The 22,531-nt window shown below is 42.0% G+C and carries 24 protein-coding genes; 7 read left to right on the top strand and 17 right to left on the bottom strand.

Annotated features, from left to right (window positions below):
• Position 1 precedes the first annotated feature (1 nt).
• Positions 2–721 carry an osmolarity response regulator transcription factor OmpR gene (gene ompR / locus CZ809_RS19635; protein WP_060997756.1) on the bottom strand — a complete coding sequence of 240 codons (720 nt, stop codon included), beginning with the start codon at positions 719–721 and terminating at the stop codon, positions 2–4.
• A 501-nt stretch (positions 722–1,222) separates the two neighbouring features.
• Between ompR and greB the strand changes: the two genes are divergently transcribed.
• The 3 genes from greB (at position 1,223) to CZ809_RS19645 (ending at position 4,186) form a co-directional block, all read left to right on the top strand.
• Entirely contained in the window at positions 1,223–1,696 is a 474-nt protein-coding gene (gene greB, locus CZ809_RS19640) for a transcription elongation factor GreB (RefSeq protein ID WP_080159211.1), read from the top strand.
• Positions 1,697–1,761: 65 nt separating this feature from the next.
• Positions 1,762–1,938 (top strand): hypothetical protein, encoded by a 177-nt coding sequence (locus CZ809_RS21210; protein ID WP_158258929.1) that lies wholly within the window; start codon positions 1,762–1,764, stop codon positions 1,936–1,938.
• Positions 1,856–4,186, top strand: coding sequence for a Tex family protein (locus CZ809_RS19645; RefSeq protein WP_080159212.1), 2,331 nt, complete (start codon positions 1,856–1,858; stop codon positions 4,184–4,186). Before CZ809_RS21210 ends, CZ809_RS19645 begins: the two co-directional genes overlap by 83 nt.
• 56 nt (positions 4,187–4,242) lie before the next feature.
• On the opposite strand, the gene CZ809_RS19650 is transcribed toward CZ809_RS19645, so the two are convergent.
• Together CZ809_RS19650 and bioH are read right to left on the bottom strand one after the other, a co-directional pair.
• Positions 4,243–4,701, bottom strand: a complete 459-nt coding sequence (locus CZ809_RS19650; protein WP_080159213.1) for an ATP-dependent Lon protease — start codon at positions 4,699–4,701, stop codon at positions 4,243–4,245.
• A gap of 134 nt (positions 4,702–4,835) precedes the next feature.
• Positions 4,836–5,600 (bottom strand): pimeloyl-ACP methyl ester esterase BioH, encoded by a 765-nt coding sequence (gene bioH, locus CZ809_RS19655; RefSeq protein ID WP_080159214.1) that lies wholly within the window; start codon positions 5,598–5,600, stop codon positions 4,836–4,838.
• A 35-nt stretch (positions 5,601–5,635) separates the two neighbouring features.
• Here bioH and CZ809_RS19660 point away from each other — a divergent pair, with 35 nt between their 5' ends.
• Together CZ809_RS19660 and nfuA are read left to right on the top strand one after the other, a co-directional pair.
• Positions 5,636–6,343, top strand: coding sequence for a phosphoribosyltransferase family protein (locus CZ809_RS19660; RefSeq protein WP_080159215.1), 708 nt, complete (start codon positions 5,636–5,638; stop codon positions 6,341–6,343).
• 129 nt (positions 6,344–6,472) lie between these two features.
• Positions 6,473–7,057 carry a Fe-S biogenesis protein NfuA gene (gene nfuA / locus CZ809_RS19665; RefSeq protein ID WP_199190754.1) on the top strand — a complete coding sequence of 195 codons (585 nt, stop codon included), beginning with the start codon at positions 6,473–6,475 and terminating at the stop codon, positions 7,055–7,057.
• An 88-nt stretch (positions 7,058–7,145) separates the two neighbouring features.
• On the opposite strand, the gene CZ809_RS19670 is transcribed toward nfuA, so the two are convergent.
• From CZ809_RS19670 to CZ809_RS19700, 7 genes are all read right to left on the bottom strand, one after another.
• On the bottom strand, positions 7,146–7,526 hold the full coding sequence (locus CZ809_RS19670) for a 3D domain-containing protein (RefSeq protein ID WP_080159217.1): 381 nt from the start codon (positions 7,524–7,526) through the stop codon (positions 7,146–7,148).
• A gap of 108 nt (positions 7,527–7,634) precedes the next feature.
• Positions 7,635–8,024: a 3D domain-containing protein gene (locus CZ809_RS19675; RefSeq protein ID WP_080159218.1), complete on the bottom strand. Its 390-nt coding sequence runs from the start codon at positions 8,022–8,024 to the stop codon at positions 7,635–7,637.
• A 115-nt stretch (positions 8,025–8,139) separates the two neighbouring features.
• Positions 8,140–9,477, bottom strand: a complete 1,338-nt coding sequence (gene dinF, locus CZ809_RS19680) for an MATE family efflux transporter DinF (RefSeq protein WP_080159219.1) — start codon at positions 9,475–9,477, stop codon at positions 8,140–8,142.
• Between the two features lie 100 nt (positions 9,478–9,577).
• On the bottom strand, positions 9,578–10,501 hold the full coding sequence (gene cyoE, locus CZ809_RS19685; protein WP_080159220.1) for a heme o synthase: 924 nt from the start codon (positions 10,499–10,501) through the stop codon (positions 9,578–9,580).
• Complete coding sequence (locus tag CZ809_RS19690) at positions 10,494–11,549, bottom strand: COX15/CtaA family protein (protein ID WP_080159221.1); 1,056 nt, start codon at positions 11,547–11,549, stop codon at positions 10,494–10,496. Before CZ809_RS19690 ends, cyoE begins: the two co-directional genes overlap by 8 nt.
• 29 nt (positions 11,550–11,578) lie before the next feature.
• Positions 11,579–12,112: a redox-active disulfide-containing membrane protein gene (locus tag CZ809_RS19695; protein ID WP_080159222.1), complete on the bottom strand. Its 534-nt coding sequence runs from the start codon at positions 12,110–12,112 to the stop codon at positions 11,579–11,581.
• The gene (locus CZ809_RS19700) at positions 12,109–12,792 is read right to left on the bottom strand and encodes an SURF1 family protein (protein WP_235865985.1); all 684 of its coding nucleotides are present in this window, start codon (positions 12,790–12,792) and stop codon (positions 12,109–12,111) included. Before CZ809_RS19700 ends, CZ809_RS19695 begins: the two co-directional genes overlap by 4 nt.
• 69 nt (positions 12,793–12,861) lie before the next feature.
• Between CZ809_RS19700 and CZ809_RS19705 the strand changes: the two genes are divergently transcribed.
• A complete protein-coding gene (locus CZ809_RS19705; RefSeq protein ID WP_080159223.1) occupies positions 12,862–13,074 on the top strand; it encodes a DUF2909 family protein in 213 nt (70 codons plus the stop codon).
• Positions 13,075–13,111: 37 nt separating this feature from the next.
• Here the strand turns inward: CZ809_RS19705 and CZ809_RS19710 are convergent, their stop codons facing one another.
• From CZ809_RS19710 to lexA, 5 genes are all read right to left on the bottom strand, one after another.
• A complete protein-coding gene (locus CZ809_RS19710) occupies positions 13,112–14,014 on the bottom strand; it encodes a cytochrome c oxidase subunit 3 (protein WP_080159224.1) in 903 nt (300 codons plus the stop codon).
• Positions 13,998–14,576 (bottom strand): cytochrome c oxidase assembly protein, encoded by a 579-nt coding sequence (locus tag CZ809_RS19715; protein WP_080159225.1) that lies wholly within the window; start codon positions 14,574–14,576, stop codon positions 13,998–14,000. The genes CZ809_RS19710 and CZ809_RS19715 overlap by 17 nt, the downstream gene beginning before the upstream one ends.
• An 11-nt stretch (positions 14,577–14,587) precedes the next feature.
• Positions 14,588–16,177, bottom strand: a complete 1,590-nt coding sequence (gene ctaD / locus CZ809_RS19720; protein WP_080159226.1) for a cytochrome c oxidase subunit I — start codon at positions 16,175–16,177, stop codon at positions 14,588–14,590.
• Between the two features lie 18 nt (positions 16,178–16,195).
• Entirely contained in the window at positions 16,196–17,332 is a 1,137-nt protein-coding gene (coxB, locus tag CZ809_RS19725; RefSeq protein WP_080159227.1) for a cytochrome c oxidase subunit II, read from the bottom strand.
• A 280-nt stretch (positions 17,333–17,612) separates the two neighbouring features.
• Positions 17,613–18,233, bottom strand: coding sequence for a transcriptional repressor LexA (lexA, locus tag CZ809_RS19730; protein ID WP_080159228.1), 621 nt, complete (start codon positions 18,231–18,233; stop codon positions 17,613–17,615).
• A gap of 350 nt (positions 18,234–18,583) precedes the next feature.
• On the opposite strand from lexA, the gene plsB reads away from it, so the two are divergent.
• Complete coding sequence (gene plsB, locus CZ809_RS19735; RefSeq protein ID WP_080159229.1) at positions 18,584–21,022, top strand: glycerol-3-phosphate 1-O-acyltransferase PlsB; 2,439 nt, start codon at positions 18,584–18,586, stop codon at positions 21,020–21,022.
• A gap of 67 nt (positions 21,023–21,089) precedes the next feature.
• On the opposite strand, the gene ubiA is transcribed toward plsB, so the two are convergent.
• Positions 21,090–21,953 carry a 4-hydroxybenzoate octaprenyltransferase gene (gene ubiA, locus CZ809_RS19740; protein ID WP_080159230.1) on the bottom strand — a complete coding sequence of 288 codons (864 nt, stop codon included), beginning with the start codon at positions 21,951–21,953 and terminating at the stop codon, positions 21,090–21,092.
• Positions 21,947–22,489, bottom strand: coding sequence for a chorismate--pyruvate lyase family protein (locus tag CZ809_RS19745; RefSeq protein WP_080159231.1), 543 nt, complete (start codon positions 22,487–22,489; stop codon positions 21,947–21,949). The genes ubiA and CZ809_RS19745 overlap by 7 nt, the downstream gene beginning before the upstream one ends.
• Positions 22,490–22,531 lie beyond the last annotated feature (42 nt).

The following is a 22,531-nucleotide window of genomic DNA, read 5'->3' on the forward strand; positions in this document are numbered from 1 at the left end:
CTTACGCCTCACGACCATCAGGGACAAACACGTATCCTAAACCCCATACCGTTTGAATATAACGCGGACGACTAGGATCTTCTTCAACCATTCGACGTAGACGTGAAATCTGCACATCAATTGAACGTTCCATTGCTGAATATTCACGACCACGCGCCATGTTCATCAATTTATCCCGTGACATTGGCTCACGTGCATTAGTTACAAGGGCTTTTAATACCGCAAACTCACCCGATGTCAGTGGCATAGGAGCATCACCGCGGAACATTTCACGGGTGCCAAGATTTAGACGGAATTCACCGAACTCAATCACTTTACTGGAAACACTTGGCGCACCCGGCGCTTCAATGGTTTGACGACGTAAAACAGCGCGAATACGGGCAAGTAATTCACGTGGATTAAACGGTTTTGGTAAATAATCATCTGCACCGACTTCAAGCCCGACAATACGATCAACTTCATCGCCTTTCGCCGTTAGCATTAGAATAGGCAGCATGTTGTTAGCATTACGTAAGCGACGACAAATAGATAAACCATCTTCACCTGGTAACATTAAATCCAATACCATCAGGTGAAAAGTTTCACGTGCAAGTAAACGATCCATTTGTTCGCCATTAGCGACACTGCGTACTTGGAACCCTTGCTCAGAAAGATAACGTTCAAGTAACGCACGTAAACGCATGTCGTCATCGACCACTAAAATCTTATAATTTTCCTGCATTTTTCACCTTCATCGATCACGATAACGTATTGTTACTAAATGTACGCAGTCGTAATAACTAACGTTTAATTTAGCGGTGAACATCTTCACCTCAATCACGGTTGCCTAAGAACATTCAACCAAATCAATCGAAGTGAACATTATCACAGCCTATATTGATTATAGGGGAGTAATTATTACCGACACACACTAATTACGGCATAATAATGATTATAACATGCTAATTATTATCATGATTGTGTTATTAGTATTATCATCATCTCTAACAACATCCCTTTTGATATGCCTTTATAGCATGGTGATTCAACTCTGAACACTACTTTACTTGAGAGATTAATTTACGACGTAAACAAGATCACATTTGACTGATTCGCGCCCCGTTAACAATTAATTCCTTCAGCGAATTATCCCCCATTTAACGGTCATATTTTATCGTGTTATTGCTTTCTATTTTACCCTAGCGATGATAGAACAATGCCAAACTATTGTTTGAGAATAATGATGAGAACCAATTTAATTACCCGGGAAGGGTTTGATAAATTAGAACAAGAATTAAATTATTTATGGCGTGAAGATCGCCCTGAAGTCACCAAAAAAGTGACTTGGGCGGCGAGTTTAGGCGACCGCAGTGAAAATGCGGATTATCAATATAATAAGAAACGATTACGTGAAATTGATCGTCGAGTACGCTTTTTACGAAAACGTTTAGAAGCGGTTAAAGTTATTGATTACTCCCCTCAACAAGACGGCAAAGTCTTCTTTGGTGCTTGGGTCGAGATTGAAAATGAGGCGGGTGAACAAAAAACCTTTCGCATCGTGGGCCCTGATGAGATCTATGGCCGTAATGATTACATCTCAATCGACTCCCCTATGGCACGCGCTTTATTAAGTAAGCAGGTTGACGATGATGCAGTAGTACCAACGCCACTAGGCAAAAAAACATGGTTTATTAATCGTATTCGTTACCATGATTAAATCACATCGAAACCAACCGCCAACCCGCTATTATTAGTAACAGACAATAAAAAATGACTCGCTTTATGCAGTCTGACACACTCTTCACCGCGGTTGACTTGCCAGATCAAGATTCAGCCGTAGAATGGACGCTTAACGATCAACAAGAGAAATCAACGGATGAGCAACGCTATCAACCACCAGATCGCCACCGAACTGAATGTACGCACGGAACAAGTCAATGCGGCCGTCACCTTACTTGATGACGGCAACACAGTGCCTTTCATTGCCCGTTACCGTAAAGAAGTTACTGGCGAATTGGATGACACTCAACTTCGTAATTTAGAATCACGTTTAGGCTACTTACGTGAACTCGATAGCCGCCGTCAGGTCATTCTAAAATCCATTACCGAGCAAGGTAAACTCACGCCTGCACTAGCGGCTGAAATTAATAGTGCTGACAGTAAAACTCGTCTTGAAGATCTCTACCTGCCTTACAAACAAAAACGCCGCACCAAAGGTCAGATTGCGATTGAAGCTGGTATCGCTCCCCTGGCTGAACTGTTATGGAATCAACCTCAACACTCACCAGAAACCACAGCAGAGCAATATTTAAATCCAGAGCAAGGCTTTGCTGATAGTAAAGCTGTACTAGATGGTGCGCGTGCCATTTTAATGGAACAGTTTGCTGAAGATGCAGCACTACTTGAAAAAATCCGTCGTCAACTAAATACTTATGCTGAACTTACTTCACGTATCATTGAAGGTAAGGAACATGACGGCGCTAAATTTAAAGATTACTTTGACTATAACGAGCTGATTAAAAATATTCCGTCCCACCGTGCGTTAGCATTATTCCGTGGTCGTAATGAAGGCTTTCTACAACTATCACTGAATGCTGATCCCAATAAAGACCAAGCCGTTCGTAGTTCATATTGTGAAATCATCATTGCTGAGCATTATAACGTTACTCTGGGCACTCAAGCAGCAGATGCATGGCGCAAACAAGTGATCAGTTGGACATGGCGCATTAAGATTTTAATGCACATGGAAACTGAGCTTATGAGCGTTTTGCGTGAAAAAGCTGAAGATGGCGCAATCCAAGTTTTTGCTGATAACCTGCATGACTTATTAATGGCAGCACCTGCGGGTCCACGAGTCACACTAGCACTTGATCCCGGTTTACGAACAGGCAGTAAGATTGCCGTGGTTGATGAAACTGGTAAAGTTTTAGATACCGCCACCATCTACCCTCACCAACCACATAATAAAATTACTGAATCAACCAAAGTCGTTGTCGCGCTGATCAATAAGCATAACGTTAATTTAATTGCGATTGGTAATGGCACTGCTTCACGTGAAACAGATGCATTTGTCACAAAGCTTATTAAAGATAATCAGCTTAAAGTACAAAGTGTAATGGTCAGTGAAGCCGGTGCATCAGTTTACTCAGCATCAGAATTAGCCGCCAAAGAATTTCCTAATATGGATGTGTCGATTCGTGGTGCGGTCTCCATTGGTCGTCGTCTACAAGACCCATTGGCAGAGCTAGTTAAAATCGATCCGAAATCCATCGGTGTTGGCCAATACCAGCATGATGTTAGCCAAAGCATGCTTGCTAAACGTTTGGATGTAGTGGTCGAAGACTGTGTAAACGCCGTTGGTGTTGATGTAAACACGGCCTCCGCAGCATTACTAACACGTGTTGCTGGTTTAAATGCCACTATTGCCCAGAACATTGTCAATTATCGAGATGAAAATGGCCGCTTTGATGCACGTACAGCCCTTAAAAAAGTCGCACGTTTAGGGCCAAAGGCATTTGAACAATGTGCGGGTTTCTTACGAATCATGAACGGTAAAAACCCTCTTGATGGCTCTGCGGTTCACCCTGAGTCTTATGCGGTCGTTAAAGCAATATCAGCAGCCAATAACAAACCTGTTGACGCTATTATTGGTAATAGTGACTTTTTACGTAACCTTAATGCTATCGATTATACTGATACTCATTTTGGTTTACCGACCGTAACAGACATTATTAGCGAACTCGATAAACCCGGTCGCGATCCACGTCCTGAGTTCACAACGGCCACCTTTGCTGATGGTATAAATGAAGTAAAAGATTTAATACCAGGAATGGTATTAGAAGGCGTGATCACCAACGTGACCAACTTTGGCGCTTTCGTCGATGTTGGTGTGCACCAAGATGGTTTGATCCATATCTCTGCTCTATCTGATAAATTTATTTCAGATCCACGAGAAGTGGTTAAAGCCGGTGATGTGGTTAAAGTTAAAGTGATGGAAGTTGATATTCAGCGTAAACGTATTGCAATGACGATGCGTTTAAGTGATGAGCCTGGACAGGAAAAGCCCACTCGTCAATCAACGCCAGCACCTCGCCAGCAACCATCTCATCAGCAGCCACGTCAAACCAACACATCTGCACCACAAAAGAACTCACCTCCAATGGGCGGTGCTTTTGCTGCGGCATTTGCTAACGCTAAGAAAAAATAATTACCACTGATATCATGGTACCTCTCAACAGCCAGCCATTAACGCTGGCTGTTGTTTTAGATAACACTAAGATATTGCGTGGGAGGATTGGGCAATGTCGCTTGCGCGTAATGATGGCTCACAACACCTTTGGTGCGTTCACTGGCACTGATGAGCGCTAATTGTTGTAATAATTCTCGGGGAAGTTCAATGTGCATCGAATAACCTAATGGCTGATCTGGTGTCACATAATTCCCCAACGAAAGAACCGCCACTAGCTGTGCTAACTGCTGCTGATAACCTTTAAAAGTCATCGCTTGTGGTTGCGCATAATCAGGATGTTCACTTGGGTCCCAACTCGGTTTATTACGTTGTTTCTCTTCTGCACTAAGAGCATTTTCAGCGGCTGCCGCCCTACTTTCAACAATCGGTACAATCTTTTCACGCACACGGTTGTCCCGCGTAACTTGATCCGTTAATGGATTAATAGTCGTCGCTAATACTGGTGTTGTTGATTGTAACGGCGCAATCACCATAGTAGATAATCCATTGTCACTATGCTCGAAATACAGTTATATCATCTTAGTCATAATATCGACCGCTCACGTTAATTATTTACCTATACCGACCGTTATAAATTTCATTGTCTGACGTAAAGCACTAAAACTGATTAATCTATGAATGTCTTTATTACTGTAATAAATTCATCCAAATGAGAAATAAACGGTGCATGAGATGCGTTAGCAAAAACATAACGTTGTGATTGAGGATATAACACGCTTAATTGCGATTCAGTTTTAATCGGCACAAGAGCATCTAATCGACCGTACACACGCAACCATGGTTGTGATAATTCTGTCAGTGATTGGCGTAAATCAATGTTCTCTAATAATTCTAGCCCTAGCGTTAAGGCGGCTAATTGCGGTTGCGGCCGAGATAACACTGCTGCTTTTAATTGGCGAATATCCTCTTTTGCTGTTTGACTCCCCAAAGCCTGTAATACTAAAAAGCGTTCAATAGTGAGTGCGAAATCAGTGACGAGCTGGGTTTGAAAGTTAGCCAGAACGCGAGGTTGAATACCCATCCAATCTGTTCGAGACATAAAACAGGGTGAGCTTGCAACGGTAATCAATTGTGTAACCCGTTGTGATGCAGTCAAGGCCACTTGGCTGGCAATAATGCCACCTAGTGACCACCCGAGCCAAACAGCGTGAGCCGGGGCTTGTGCCAATAACACATTCACAATATCAGTTAATGATGGCGCAACAATCGTAGCATTATCACCATAACCGGGAAGATCGCACCAATGAACACAATAGTGCTGACTTAGTTGTGGGATCACATCTTGCCATACACCCGTATTCATTCCCCATCCATGAATGAGAACCAGATCAGGTCCTTGGCCTTCACTGTGCCAATTAAACAGTGATGTCATTTATATTTCCTTGCATCAATTGTGAATGAGTAATAATGATGCCAAACAGAATGCCATCATGGCGAGATAATTTATATCATTTGTTATTTCGACATTGCGGCTTGTGCCAACTCCCTTTAGCCCACGCTGAACATTATTGGTGTCAGCACTGTATCTCACATTTTCCATCACCGCCCTATTGTCACCATTGTGGTTCAACCACCCTAACCAGCGTCGCCCATTGTGGTCATTGCCTCACCCAACCGCCACGTTGGCATCGTCTTTACCGTTTAGGTGAATATCGCCCCCCACTACAACAACTGGTACATCAACTAAAATTTTGCGGAAAATTTTGGCTGGCACGACCATTGGCACAACAGTTGGCCCACCAAATTACTCAGCCAGCCCCTCTCTTATTGCCCGTTCCTTTGCATTGGCGACGTTACAGCCAGCGCGGTTTTAATCAGAGCCATCAACTGGCATTGGCCCTTGGCGCAATTTTAAATAGTCGCGTTAATCACCGTGTATTTCAGCGTTTACGACATACTCAACCCCAGCAACAACTGACACAAAACCAACGGCGACATAACTTACACCATGCGTTTCAATTGCGACCAATAACATTACCAGACCATGTCGCTATTGTTGACGATGTTGTCACTACGGGTGCGACCGTCGATCAACTCACTCGATTACTGATTCAGCGTGGCGTTAAACAAGTCGATATTTATACGTTATGTCATACTGAACAATTAGTTAATTAATATTGCGCAAAAAAGACGCGCATTAATTAATAAAACGTGGTCAAATAAAAAATGTCGCTTTAGAGATGCGACAATCACTCACAAAGAGTAGAATGAATAAAACTTACTAAATAAGTCAGGTATTACATCGTGTCCATGATCACTATTACTGAAAACGCTCAGCAGCACTTTAGCAAGCTTCTTGCTCAGCAGCCTGAGGGTACTAATATCCGTGTTTTTGTTGTAAACCCAGGCACTCAAAGTGCTGAATGTGGCGTATCCTACTGCCCACAAGATGCGGTTGAAGCAAGTGATACAGAAATGAAACTTGAGCTATTCTCTGCTTTTATTGATGAATTAAGCCTTCCCTTCCTTGATGACGCTGAAATTGATTTTGTTACTGACAAAATGGGTTCACAGCTAACATTAAAAGCACCTAACGCAAAAGTGCGTAAAGTGGCTGATGATGCATCATTAATTGAACGCGTTGATTACGTATTACAAACGCAAATCAATCCTCAGCTTGCAGGCCATGGTGGTAATGTATCATTGTCTGAAATTACTGAAGATGGTGTTGCCATTCTACAATTTGGCGGCGGTTGTAATGGTTGTTCAATGGTTGATGTCACGCTAAAAGAAGGCATCGAGAAAGAGCTATTAGCACAATTTGAAGGCGAGTTAACGGGTGCACGTGATATTACCGATCACGCTCGTGGCGATCATTCTTATTATTAATCGTTTTGAGCCACTCATTACAGATAGCAAAAAGCCGCATCGATATGCGGCTTTTTTATTAACTTATTTTAAGACAAAACATTAAACGTCAATCAAGTACAGTAATCGTGACATTTCGTTTACCCCATTTCCGGGCTGCCTTTATATCGTTGCCCATATAAATATCAATCTTATTATGCCAACGGCGATGCATTTTATCTAACACAACATATTCCCCAGAGAGTCCTTGAATGGTAATTCGAGAACCCTTTTTAAGTCCCTTGCGGAGTAAATCACGCGATATAGCCACAGCTTTCATTCCGGGCTTTAAACGCACTCCCCAAGCAGTAAGATTGGGATGATGATTAGTTTGTACTGCTACTGAGTTATAAGCACTCGCGGTAACACGTAATGTTTTGACTGAATGAGCTGAGCTTTGAAAGCTAAAAAACAGTGACAATAACAGAATAAAATAGATCGACTTTTTCATTGTCTACACGCCTTGAGAATCAAAACGTGGTATTAAACCAAAAATAGTTAATCAAGAATATATTTACCGATCAATCCCAACAATAAAAAATACTCATAATAAAACGTTTTATGCCCTAATAACGGTAATAGTTACCCGCCGTTTTCCCCACTTCTTAGCCGCTCTAACATCTTTACCCATATAGATATCTATTTTGCGATTCCAACGATGATGCATTTTATCTAGCACCACGTACTCACCGGGTAAACCTGAGATTTTAACTTTAGAACCACGCTTTAATCCCATTTTGAGTAAATCACGAGAAACAGCGATGGCTTTCATGCCAGGTTTTAAACGATCCCCCCAAGCGGCAATGCTTGGATTTGAATCCGTTTGTGCTCGTACTGAATTATATGCTGTTGCTGTAACATTTAATTTCTTGAAACTACTGGCATAGCTATGAATACTGAAGGTTAAACTCAGTACCAGTAAAAAATAACCTATAATCTTAGTTGTCATTCGCACCACCTGGATAAGAAGTGAACGCATTTAAGCAAATCACAATCAGGATTGAAAGACTTTTTTGTACAAAAAATCATCAATAGTATACTTTGTAAATATAACTTATTGTTTATTAAGCATGTGGCAAAAATATATTTTTTCGCCATAAAGAGATAAATCTCACAGCTAATATTCCCCCTCGTAACGCCATAAAACCAATCATTGCCGCCCATAAAGCATGATTACCATAGCTACTCATTGCCCACCAAATCGCAAAAAAACCACACGTAGCTAAAAACATACTGTTACGCATGTCTCTACCTCGTGTCGCTCCAATAAAGACTCCATCCAATAAAAAACACCACATTGCAACCAAAGGCACAGCCGTTAACCAAGGTAAATATTGATCCGCTTGTTGTTGTACCGCTGGAATATCAGAAATTACACCAATAATTTGGGTTCCAAAGAGTACAAAAATAGCGGTTAGCACTAATGAGATTAATAAACTCCAAAATGTAGTTCCCACCAAATAACGCTCTAGCTGACCTTTATTTCTAGCCCCTACTGCTTTCCCTACTAAAGCTTCCATCGCATAAGCAAAGCCATCCATTGCATAGGAAACTAACATTAGGAAACTCATTAATACAGCATTGGCAGCTACAACATTATCGCCTAGGTGTGCCCCTTGAAAAGTCATAAAAGTAAAAGTGGCTTGTAAACATAAACTACGTAAAAAGATGTCACGATTAAGTTTAAGTAATCGTCCCATACCATGGCGAACACTGGCTAACTTTTGTTTTAACGGGGGTAATCCTAACTGTAGCCATTGTTGAGCCACAAACCACAATCCCAATATCATGCCACTGTAATCGGCAATCACTGACGCTGCCGCGGCACCTTGTACTTTCCAACCAAAACCCAGTACAAACAGCAAATCTAGCGCTATATTGACAACGTTCGTTACAATTAATAGCCACATCGGTAATTTGGCATTTTGCATACCAAGCAACCAACCCATGATTACAAAATTAGCGAGAGCAGCAGGCGCGCCCCAAATACGAATAGAGAAATATTGCGCGGCATACAGTTTGACTTCACTGCCAGCACTACTAAAGTGAAAAATAACTTGGCTTACTGGTTGGTGTAATACAACTAATGCGACACCAAATAGCCACGCCAACGCCATGCCTTGAACAAAAATTACGGCTTGGGCATCTTTATCTGCACTACCTTGCGCTTGTGCAGTAATGCCAGTGGTGGCCATCCGTAAAAAGCCAAGCAGCCAAAAAGTGACATTAATCATGGTGCCGCCAACAGCCACACCACCTAAATACCACGATTGATCAAGATGGCCGATCACCGCGGCATCGACTAATCCAAGTAAGGGGACGGTAATATTAGATAGCACCATAGGCAGTGCTAATGCGAAAACTTGATAATGCAGTGATTTATCTTTTAATGCAGCCAGCACACTCGTCCCTTACTTGAGGTTAAATAAGGGCTTAGTGTACCTATTTGAAGACAGTGACAACAGTCTGATCCTAGTAACAACAGAGCAACTGCTCACATTACTAGTATTTTACTCCCCAGTTTAACCACCAATGATCAACCAATAACACTACAAACAATGTTAATAAATGCCAGATTGAATACTTAAATGTCGCCCAAGCGTGACCAGTACTATCAAAGAATTTAAGTTTAATCGCATACCCAATAAAGCCAAGGTTCAAGACACTACTACCGATAAGATAAACATAGCCACTCATGGCGGTTAACCACGGTAATAATCCAACGGCAAACAATAACAAGGTATAAAACAACACCATGGTTTTTGTGTATGCAATGCCATGTGTCACCGGCAACATTGGAATGCCAGCTTTAGCATAATCATCACGCCGATGGATCGCCAATGCCCAAAAATGGGGCGGCGTCCACGCAAACACTAACATTACTAATAATAACGCGTGGGGATTCAAACTTCCCGTCACGGCAGTCCAACCCAGTAATGGTGGTGCCGCTCCGGCTAAACCGCCAATCACAATATTTTGCGGAGTTGCATGCTTTAACCACACAGTATAAATCACCGCATAACCAACTAAACTTGCCATCGTCAGCCATGCGGTTAAGGGGTTAAGCTGCCACAATATAATAAACCCCGAGACCATTAATACACATGCAAACAACACCGCTTTTGAGGTTGCTATGCGTCCTTTAGCTAATGGACGATGATAAGTACGTGCCATTTGAGCATCAAAGCGACGATCAAGCACATGATTAAACACAGCAGCGGCGGCTGATTGCAAACCGATCCCTGCTAACCCTAATATCACCACCTCTATCGTTGGCACCGTAGGTACAGCAAGACACATACCGACTAAGGCTGTTAACAATAACATTGCCACTACTTTAGGCTTAGTCATGGTGAGATAATCACGCCAGATTGCCGTTGGTGCTGATAATGTATTACCACGCTCAAGCCATTGTAATTTATCCATGAGATTGATCCTCCCTTAACGGTTGTTCTATGCAGAGTGATGATTGCGAACAACGCCTTACTCGATAGTTAACCGTTACCATCGCCACTAATAACCCCAACCCAGTAATGTTATGTGCGACCGCAACAGCAATAGGCAAACTGGCAACAACATTGGTCACGCCTAATGCAATTTGTAGTGTCAGCAACAACACCAAAACCAAACTATTACTTCGTAATGCGGGCTGTAACCAACATAACCACGCCATCGCTAATACCACCACAGTTGTTACTATCGCACCAAGGCGATGTACCACATGAATGGAAACTCGCTGTCCGTAATCAAGCACCCCATATTGATAACTATCATGCTGTGGCTGTATTAATAAAAAAGCTTTACTATCAAATAACTGCTGCCAATTAGCTTCACAAATAGGTAATTGACTACACACTAAGGCTGCATAATTAGCGGCGGTCCAGCCCCCTAACGCTATTTGGCAAACGACCACCACTACACTGAATATTGCTACTATTCGCAGCCTAGAGACTGTTTTTAATTCAATATGAACCATATTAACGAGAGGTGAAGATAGCTGTAACCGTAATAACCACAGTAAGCAAACAATGGTAAAGCCCCCTAATAAGTGTGCCATTACCACCACAGGCATAAGCACTAAAGTCACCGTCCACATACCTAATACGGCTTGAAAGATAACCATTAATAGCAACAACACTGGCAATAATTTAGGTCGGGATGATTGTCGCCACGCCATAAGATTGATAGCTAAAATAAACACACCTAAACTACCTGCGATATAGCGATGTAGCATTTCATTCCAAGCTTTTTGAGGTTCAAGTGGTGTTTGAGGGAAATAGTCAGCGGCCGTTTGCTGTTCAGCAACCGTTTGAGGTACAGTTAAAAAACCGTAGCAACCAGGCCAATCAGGACAACCAAGACCTGCTTCCGTTAAGCGAGTAAACGCACCTAATGCCACCACGGCTAGTGATAAAACAAAACTAAAACTAACGAGATAAAAGAAGTATCGATCATTATTGTTGGTGGTAATCATTTGTTATCCTCCATAATAACCGCAATGACTTAGCCAATTTTTGAGACTTTTAGCAGCCTTTTTAAGTCACGTAATACATCTTTACCCTGCTTTAAGATAGCCACTTCGCCGGCAACTAAGGGATATGCCATTAACAGATTACCGTGCGGATCAGCAATATAAATCGAGGTTAAACCATATTCTAATTGGGCTAATTGCTGCCGTAATGCGGCATTCACTGGGTGCTGTTCTAATCCCTGTAATAAGGCATGAGATGACGGTTGTTGATCAGCAACAAGAACCACACTTTGTAGCCGCCCATTATCAGCGCCAGCGGCTTGCGGCACTTGACGTAAATTAAATAATGCCCCTTGGCAGCGTTCGTCACAGGCAGATGGTAACCAATAAATCAGTTGCCATGTTTGTGGTTTTGAAAATGCAGTTATCGTCATTGTTGGGTGTAGCAGCTGGCCTCGATTCATCGCCCCACCTTGATACCATTGCTGCTGTAATATCACTTTTGCAATAATAATCGGTAGTGCAAACACTAAGGCAATCACTAATAATAATTGATATTTTTTCATTCTTCGCGCTCCCTGCGTAACCATAATAAAGAAATAACACCGACAGCAATCGCGAGTAGAAACCACTGTATCGCATAACCATAATGTTTCTTAGGCCCCATCACGACAGGTTGCCATGTTTGAATAAGAGCGGTTGGACTTGAAGCTGATATTTGAATAACCCAGGGTAATAACGGCTGTTGCAATCGTTGAGAAAGCCATTCTAATTCAATATTTTGCACACGTAGTGGCCATTGCTGTTGAGTAGAGTCAGGTTTAAATTGCAACAGTTTCTGAGCCGGAGCAATCACGCCATGAATCACTGTACGCCCTTTAAATTGAGGCAATATCGGTAATATTTCACGGTATGGTGGTGCAGCAATCCAACCAACATTAACTAATATTCGTTGTTGTTGACTGATAAATGGTAAATAGAGGTGATACCCCGAACGACCACGATAAAGTTGGTTATCCAACAAAATAGGATGTTGATTATCAAATTCACCTTCCAGTGTCACGCTGTGCCATAACGGCTCAGCAGGTAGCTGAACTAAATCAACAATCATGCTGTGTTGGCGATCTCGAATTTGTGATTGCAGCTGTTTTTTTTCATCGGCACGACTCAATTGCCACCAGCTAAGTTTGAGTAGCAAACTTACCACAGCAATAGAAAAAACAATAAAAGCGACAGTTCGCAACATTACCTCTCCTTATTATCGCTAACCGTTAAAACCCGCTATGCTTAAAACAACCACAAAGGAGCACATTAAATGCTGATTAAATTGTTATTTATCATATTATTACTATTGATGGTAATGTGCTTATTTTGTGCATTACCAGCCATCATTAAAGGCCAATCATCACGTCCGTTATCGCATTACCTTGGGCGTCGATTACTGATTGCAGTGATATTATTTGGACTGGTAGTTATCGCTTTAATGACCGGAGTTATTCAACCAAACCCAAACCCATACACGCTATAACTTATTATCCTGTAATCATTTATTTAATCAGTCGCGGTTATAAAATATAAACAAACACAAACAAGCATAACCACACCACATCAACAAAATGCCAATACCAAGCTCCAGCCTGAAAAGCGAAATGATGCTTAGGGGTAAAATGGCCTTTTAATACTCGACACCACACTATAAATAATAAGATGGCACCTAAAGTGACATGCACACCATGAAAGCCAGTGAGCATAAAGAAAGTATTGCCGTAGACACCACTTTCTAAACGTAGATTTAACTCATGATAAGCATGGATATATTCCACCGCTTGTAGATAAACAAACACGCCACCAAGTAGTACTGTGACTAATAAAAACAGACTTAATCGACGCCGTTGATTATTTTCTAATGCAAGATGAGCAACATGGAGGGTTATTGATGAGGTAAGCAGAATAATCGTATTATACAACGGTAATCCAATCGGCCCCATAGCTTGCGTTTCAGTACCATCTGGCGTTAACACTAACGGCCAATCGGCAATAAAATCAGGCCACAACACCATATTGGTCATTGCATTATTACTGGCGCCGCCAAGCCATGGCACAGCAATCATTCGTAGATAAAATAACGCCCCAAAAAACGCACCAAAAAACATCACTTCAGAAAAAATAAACCAACTCATGCCTTGTCGAAACGAGCGATCCATTTGAGTACTATATAAGCCTCCCATCGATTCCGTAATAACATCTCGAAACCAGCCAATCAACATCAGCAAAAGCAGTCCAACCCCAGTTAATAAAATCCAGGGGCCTTGTCCTGCTAATAAATCCCCCACAGTTGCGCCTGCACCTAAAGCAATTAAAAATAATGCTACAGCGCCTAAAATAGGCCACCCACTCGCTTCAGGAACATAATATTCATCAGGATTTACTACCGCTGGCTGCTCGGAGTCATTATAAGAATTCGACATTTTTCACCTCATTCTCTTGCTCAGTCAATTGAGGAAGGGGTTGCACGTCAGGGGTCACGTCATAAAGCGTATAGGCTAATGTCAGCACCGTAATATCGCGCGGTAAATCAGGATCGACATAGAACACCAACGGTAATTGCGCTTGTTCACCCGCAGCTAGTGGCTGATGGTTAAAACAGAAACATTCAATTTTATTAAAATATTTCGCCGCAATGCCGGGAGTTACCGAGGGTACAGCTTGTCCAATTGACGGCTGTGAATTGAGATTTTTAGCATCATATTTAATGATTTTTGTTTCCCCTGGGTGAACATCAACTTGCGTCACTTGTGGTGTAAATTGCCACTTCACATTTGGATTAATATAAGCAACAAACTCAACCGTCACGGTTCGACTACGATCAACATTGTCGCTAACCTTGGTTGGTGTGGTTGCTGTTTTGCCATTAATTCCTGTGATATCGCAAAAGACGTCATATAACGGCACTAACGCAAACGCAAATCCAAACATGGCTATTGCTGCAAACACCAATGCAATAACAGAGCGTTTCGATTGCGATTCCATATCAGCCTCCGTTAATCAATTTTAGGTGGCGTTGAAAAGGTGTGATACGGCGCCGGAGAAGGAACGGTCCATTCCAACCCTTCAGCACCTTCCCACGGTTTTGATGCTGCTTTTTCTCCTCCGCGAATACACTTCACCACCACTGCAACAAATAACAGCTGCGATAAGCCAAATAAAAACCCACCAATACTGACCACCGCATTGATATCAGCAAACTGCAACGCATAGTCAGGGATTCGCCGAGGCATTCCCGCTAATCCCAGAAAATGCATTGGGAAAAATAAAATATTGACTGAAATTAATGAGCACCAAAAATGCCATTGAGCTAGGCGTTCATTGAACATATGCCCTGTCCATTTAGGGAGCCAGTAATACGCTGCTGCCATAATCGAAAAAATAGCCCCAGACACCAATACATAATGAAAGTGAGCCACCACAAAATAGGTATCATGGTATTGAAAATCAGCCGGCGTAATAGCTAACATCAATCCCGAAAAGCCACCAATGGTAAACAACACAATAAACGCAATCGCAAATAGCATCGGCACTTCAAAGGTCAATGAGCCGCGCCACATAGTGGCTACCCAGTTAAACACTTTCACCCCCGTAGGCACAGAGATCAGCATGGTGCAGTACATAAAAAACAGCTCTGCCGCAACAGGCATACCAGTGGTAAACATATGGTGTGCCCACACCAGAAAACTCAGTCCAGCAATCGAAGCGGTGGCATACACCATGGAGCTATAACCAAAGAGTTTTTTACGCGAAAATGCAGGGATAATGGCCGAAATAATACCGAAACTCGGCAAAATCATAATATAAACTTCAGGGTGACCAAAAAACCAAAAGATGTGTTGAAACATCACCGGATCGCCACCACCCGCGGCATCAAAAAAACTGGTACCAAAATATTTATCGGTTAATACCATGGTTACCGCACCCGCTAACACCGGCATTACCGCTATCAATAAAAAAGCGGTGATTAACCATGTCCACACAAACAACGGCATTTTCATGTAAGTCATGCCCGGAGCGCGCATATTGATAATGGTGACCACCACATTAATCGCCCCCATAATCGAACTGATACCCATAATATGAATCGCAAACACAAACAATCCAGTACTCGCAGGGCTATAGGTGGTTGATAACGGTGCATAAAATGTCCAGCCAAAATTCGGGCCGCCGCCTTCCATAAATAATGATGCCAACAACAAACTAAAGGCAAATGGTAGGATCCAAAAACTCCAATTATTCATCCGTGGCAATGCCATATCTGGCGCACCAATCATTAATGGAATCATCCAATTAGCTAAACCAGTAAAGGCTGGCATCACCGCACCAAATACCATAATCAAACCATGAACGGTGGTCATTTGATTAAAAAAGTTAGGCTCAACTAATTGTAATCCGGGCTGAAATAACTCAGCACGAATAACCATCGCCATCGCTCCGCCAATAAAAAACATCGACAAACTAAACAGCAAATACAACGAACCAATGTCTTTATGGTTAGTGGTAAAGATCCACCGTTTAATTCCCTTTGGCGGATGATGTTCATGGTGATCAACGCTAGGTTGGTGAGGCGATATATCCGTCATGCTGGTCATTCCTTATCACTACAGTCCATTTTTAATTGCTTGAACATCGGCGGCTTGCACGGTTTCTCCGGTATTATTTCCCCAAGCATTACGTTCATAGGTAATCACGGCCGCTAATTCTTTAAGGCTTAATTGCGGGCCAAAAGCTTGCATCGCCGTCCCCGTACTGCCATGCACCACAATTTTGATATGTTCAATACGCTGCTGCGGATCAATCGATACCCCTTCAGCCGCTAATGCAGGAAAAGCCCCCGGAATCCCTTCACCATTGGCTTGATGACACATCGCACAACGGTTGTTATAGGTTTTTTCACCCAAAACCATTAATTCATCCATCGGCATGGTCATATCTAATAACCGCTGTTCTTGCTCACGTGCTTGACGTTGACTCGCTTGGGTTTGTTGCAGCCATTGGTCGTACTCTGGCTGTGTTTTTGCAATCACCACAATTGGCATAAAACCATGATCTTTACCACACAACTCCGCACACTGACCTCGATAAATGCCCGGTTCATCAATGCGTGTCCATGCTTCATTAATAAACCCCGGATTAGCATCTTTTTTAACGGCAAACGCAGGTACCCACCAAGAATGGATAACATCTTGTGACGTCACTAAAAAACGGATTTTTTTGTTAATCGGTACCACTAATGGATAGTCAACTTCTAACAGATAATTGGCTCTTTTCGGGCGTTGGTTATCAATTTGAGCAGCACTGGTCGCGAGATGAGAATAAAACTCAACGTCTTGATCAAAATAGCGGTAATGCCATTTCCATTGCGAGCCTGTCACTTGAATAGTGAGATCAGATTTAGAGGGGTCTTCCATTGCAAGTAAGGTTTTCGTAGCGGGAATAGCCATCGCAATTAAGATGATAAAGGGGATCAGCGTCCAAATAATTTCAACTTTGGTACTTTCATGAAAAGAGGCAGCAACAGCACCTTTTGATTTTCGATGGTGGAAAATAGACCAAAACATGGCCCCAAATACCACCACACCGATAGCAATACAGATATAAAGAATCGTCATATGTAAACCAAACACATCTTGGCTTATTGCGGTAACACCCCGCGTCATATTAAGTTGCATTGTTTCACCCAGCAATGGGGATGAAAATACAATTAATCCACTACTACCGATCAGTTTACGCACCATCGTCCTGACCTCCTTTGTCGGCGACATTCCACCTTCCACAGCACATGCAGCGACACTTTTATTCACCCGCAGCAAAGCTAAAATAACATTCCTCTATGTTTAACTTAGGCACTAAACAGCAATAGCGCAAAAAATCACCACAAATAATTACTAACAAATTAGTAGATAAGCCAATGATATTCGAGACATAATCGCCAAAAATCATTTTACGAAGCAAAAAAAAAGCGCAGCTTATGCGCTACGCTATTTGGTGTTGACTCAATCTGTCGTTAGCGGATAGTTACATCCAATCAGCGTTACGGATCACGCCAACAGCAATACCTTCAATGGTTAAGTTTTGATGCTCTAAATCAACCTTAATCGGCGAAAATTCTTCATTTTCAGCATGAAGTAATACTTTTGAGCCCTGCTTATCCAGTCGTTTAACCGTCACTTCGTCATCCACACGAGCAACAACAACTTGGCCATTATGTACATCTTGCGTTTTATGTACAGCGAGTAAATCACCGTCCATAATGCCGATGTTTTTCATGCTCATACCATTCACACGCAATAAGAAATCGGCGCGAGGTTTAAACAAGCTTGGATCAACCTCATAATGCGCTTCAACATGCTCTTGCGCTAAAATAGGTTCACCTGCAGCCACACGGCCAATTAAAGGTAACCCTTTTTCATCGGCAACATCATCCGCAATTAATAAGCGGATCCCGCGTGATGCGCCGGGAATAATTTCTAATACACCTTTACGAGCTAAGGCTTTTAAATGTTCTTCTGCTGCATTAGCAGAACGGAAACCAAGTTCACGTGCAATTTCAGCACGTGTTGGTGGCATTCCACAGTCATCAATCTTTGCTTTGATTAAATCAAAGACTTGTTGTTGTCGCGGCGTTAACGGCTTCATGAGTCACCTGTCTTTTTATACAGTTGCTGTGAGTATATCCAGTGTTCAAAGACAATAAAAGCCAATTGTTTACGAAAACAGCAATTTGAGTAGGAATTCAAAGCCATTCAGTCACTTGGATTGAAAAAATATAATGCTATTATTTGTGGCAATAATTCTAACAGAATCAATCATCTTTACTTAACTGGTCATGCCAGATCGATTTTTAATCCAAAAGTTGTCACAAAAATAAACCATGACTTAGTTAAAAAAGTGGTATTTTAACGTTTATTTACCGCATATCTCCTGCATGAAAGCTGCATTTTTCTGCTATTGTGCGGCGCATTAAGATTCAGAGGCTAATTATATCTATGTCAAGCGGGCAGAAAATCTATCAACAATTATTAAAATTGCCACTTTCTTTGTTGGTAAAACCTCATTCGATTCCATCTGATCCAGTTGCTGACCTAGAACTCGATTTAGCACGCCCAATCGTCTATATATTGCCGTACCGTTCTAATACTGATCTATTAACTCTACGTAGCAGTGCACTTGCATCAGGCTTACCAGACCCATTATCGCTATTAGAAATTAATGGCCAATCATTTCCACGCTTCGTTTGTGTTGCTGAAAATCCAAGTGTGTTTGGTAATAAAACCGGCTTACCACAAGATTCAATTACACTTTTTAGTGAGCTATTGGAATTACATAAACAAGACAGTGAATTAAATATTCAATTAATTCCAGCGTCTATTTTATGGGGTCGTGCTCCAGGTAAAGAATCAAAAAACAAACCTATTTTACGTCCTCTTAATGGTCCTAAAAAAACCTGGGCAATTGTCGGTCATGGTCGTGATTGTGTTGTCCGTCTAAGCACACCAGTGTCTCTTCGCTATATGGCAGATAACCACGGTACTGATGATGCGATTGCACAAAAATTAGCGCGCGTGGCAAAAATTCACTTTTCACGTCAATTACTCGCAACATCAGGCCCTCGATTGCCAGATCGTAAACAACTTTTCAAACGTTTATTAGCATCAAAAGCGATTGATAAGGTAGTACAAGAAGAAGCATTAAGCCGTCAAGTACCCGTTGAAAAAGTACGTCGTGAAGCGATTGCGATGATGGAAGAAATTGCGGCTGATTTTTCTTACCCATTAATTAAAAATGGTGAACGTTTCTTAGGTTGGCTATGGAATAAGCTTTATCAAGGGCTTAACATCACCAATGCGCAGCGAATTCGTCGGTTAGCACAAGATGGTCATGAAATTGTTTATGTCCCTTGCCACCGTAGCCATATGGATTACTTGTTACTGTCTTATGTACTGTACCAAGAAGGATTAGTACCACCGCATATTGCCGCTGGTATAAACCTTAACTTCTTCCCTGCCGGACCTATTTTCCGTCGAGGTGGTGCATTCTTTATTCGCCGTAGTTTTAAAGGTGATCGCCTTTATTCGACGGTTTTCCGCGAATATTTAGCCCAGTTATTTGCTAAAGGTTACTCGGTTGAGTATTTCAGTGAAGGCGGCCGTTCTCGTACTGGGCGTTTACTTCCCGCTAAAACAGGCATGTTATCAATGACCATCCAAGCGATGTTACGCGGCTTAAATCGCCCTGTGACCTTGGTACCGGTTTATATTGGTTACGAGCACGTAATGGAAGTGGGTACGTATGCCAAAGAGCTACAAGGCAAACGCAAAGAAAAAGAAAATGTCGGCCAAGTACTGCGTACTCTACGTAAATTACGTAATTTTGGTAAAGGCTACGTCAACTTTGGTGAGCCGTTATCACTCAATCAATATTTAAATGATAACGTGCCTGACTGGCACCAAGATATCAATCCAATAGAGCCGCAGCGTCCAAACTGGCTATCACCAGTGGTGAATGATTTAGCGGTTAAGATGATGACCCATATTAATGATGCAGCCGCCACTAACGCGCTAACATTATGTGCGCTAGCACTGTTGTCATCTCGCCAACGAGCATTAAGCCGTAGTTCATTAGAGCAGCAAATTGAATGTTATCTTGAACTGCTACGTAATGCACCGTACTCAAGTCATTGCACTACGCCAAAAGATAATGCCACTCAATTAGTTGATCATGCGATTACCATGGATAAATTCTTGGTTGAGCGTGACGTACTCGGTGAAATTATCTCACTGGATCGTGAGCAATCAATCTTAATGACTTACTATCGCAACAACATTATTCACTTGTTTGCGCTACCGTCACTAATTGCTCATATGGTGATACAACAACAATGCTTAACCCGAGCTGAAATCCATCAAAAAGTTGAATTATTGTATCCGTTCTTAAAAGCTGAATTGTTCTTACGTTTTGATGCAGAACAATTAACACTAGAAATTGATCGTCTAATCGCAGAGCTTGTTCGCCAGCGATTATTACTACTTAATGGTGACAGCATTGCGATTAATAATGCTCGAATTGGGCCATTACAACTGCTAGCTCGTACCATTACTGAAACCTTACAACGTTACGCCATTGCACTGACGCTACTCAACGCTGATCCGCAATTACCAAAAACCGATTTAGAACAACAGAGCCAAGTGCTTGCTCAGCGTTTAAGTCGCTTACATGGTATTAATGCTCCTGAGTTTTTCGATAAAGGCGTATTTAGTACATTAGTCAAAACGTTACGTAATGAAGGCTACCTTAATGATGAGTGTCATGCTGTGACACAACCGGTAGAGAAGCTGGCAGATTTATTGACGTCATTAGTTTCACCTGAAGTGAAATTAACCATTCAAGCTGTGATGCAGCCAGATGAAGAACCAACCAACGACTAACGGTTCGCCATAAAAAAAGCGCCTAACGGCGCTTTTTTTATGCTCCAAGATCATGGCTATTGATCGCTTATTGCCATAATACACTCAGGCTAATACCGATAAATATCACCATTCCGACGTAATTATTATTTAAAAATGCTTTAAAACATTGTTCACGTTGGCGGCCTTGAATCAGCATTTGTTGATAAACAAACAAAGCTGAAGCTAATAACAATGCCCAATAATAACCTTGATTTAATTGTAAAATACCACCGATAGCAATCAATAACATGATCGTTGCTAACTGTAATAAACCCACAATTAATTTATCAAACCGACCAAAAAGAATCGCGGTGGATTTAATTCCAACCTTGAGGTCATCATCACGATCAACCATCGCATACAGCGTATCGTAAGCAATGGTCCATAAAATATTGGCTGCAAATAATAACCATGCCACGGCAGGTAACGCACCCGATTGAGCAGCGTATGCCATCGGAATTGACCACCCAAATGCCGCCCCTAATACCAATTGTGGTAAATGAGTATAACGCTTCATAAATGGATAAGCCGCAGCCAGTATTACAGCGACTACCGACAACATAATGGTAAGGTTATTCATGGTGAGTACTAATAAAAACGACACTAACACCAATAAAATAAATAACCCTAACGCTTCACGTTCAGAGACTTTCCCTGATGGCATTGGACGATTAGCGGTACGCTTTACATGGCCATCAACATTGCGATCTGCAAAATCATTGATCACGCAACCCGCGGCGCGCATAAACACCACCCCCAGCACAAACACCACTAATACATCTAATTTAGGAAAACCATCCCCAGCTAAAAATAACGCCCACAAGGTTGGCCATAACAACAATAAACTGCCAATTGGGCGATCAAAACGGGCTAACTGCCAAAAAGCTCTGGCCTTGGTTATTTCTAACATCCTTTTTCCTTAGCATATACTGGCGATTCGGTTAAGAATAGCTCCGCCACCAGCATTGGCTTTTCATTGATCCATAATCGCGAACGTCGTGCCCATCGAGGCTGCTGTTGAGTGCCAAGATTGGCGACTTCCAAAGCGTCACGGCGTGAATTTCTATCATTAAAAACACGATAACCTAACGGTATATTGCCTAAATCGACAAGGTCTTGCTCTGCACCACTTAAGGTTGTCATTGGGATCAACGTTCGCGCAAATACCCATGGTTGTTGATCACCATAAAGCATCACTTCTCGTTCTAAACAATCACTGTCACCGACAAGCTGCCGTTCCATTACTGACAGATGGCTGTTGCTGATCATTGTCTGCGCTAACACCGTCACTGTAAAATGTTGACAATATTGTGCCAATCGACGTGACAATGATGCCGATTCTAGCAACCAGGCTCCATGTGATGTTTGTTCTAATGCCCATGATTGCACCGAGTACCATTTAGCACTTTGAATCAGGGGACTGTACAACTGCTTGAATTCCGACATTTTTTATACTACAAAATTAACAAACACGTGATCAAAACACTT

The sequence above is a fragment of the Photobacterium piscicola genome (assembly GCF_900166965.1).
Lineage (GTDB): Bacteria > Pseudomonadota > Gammaproteobacteria > Enterobacterales > Vibrionaceae > Photobacterium > Photobacterium piscicola.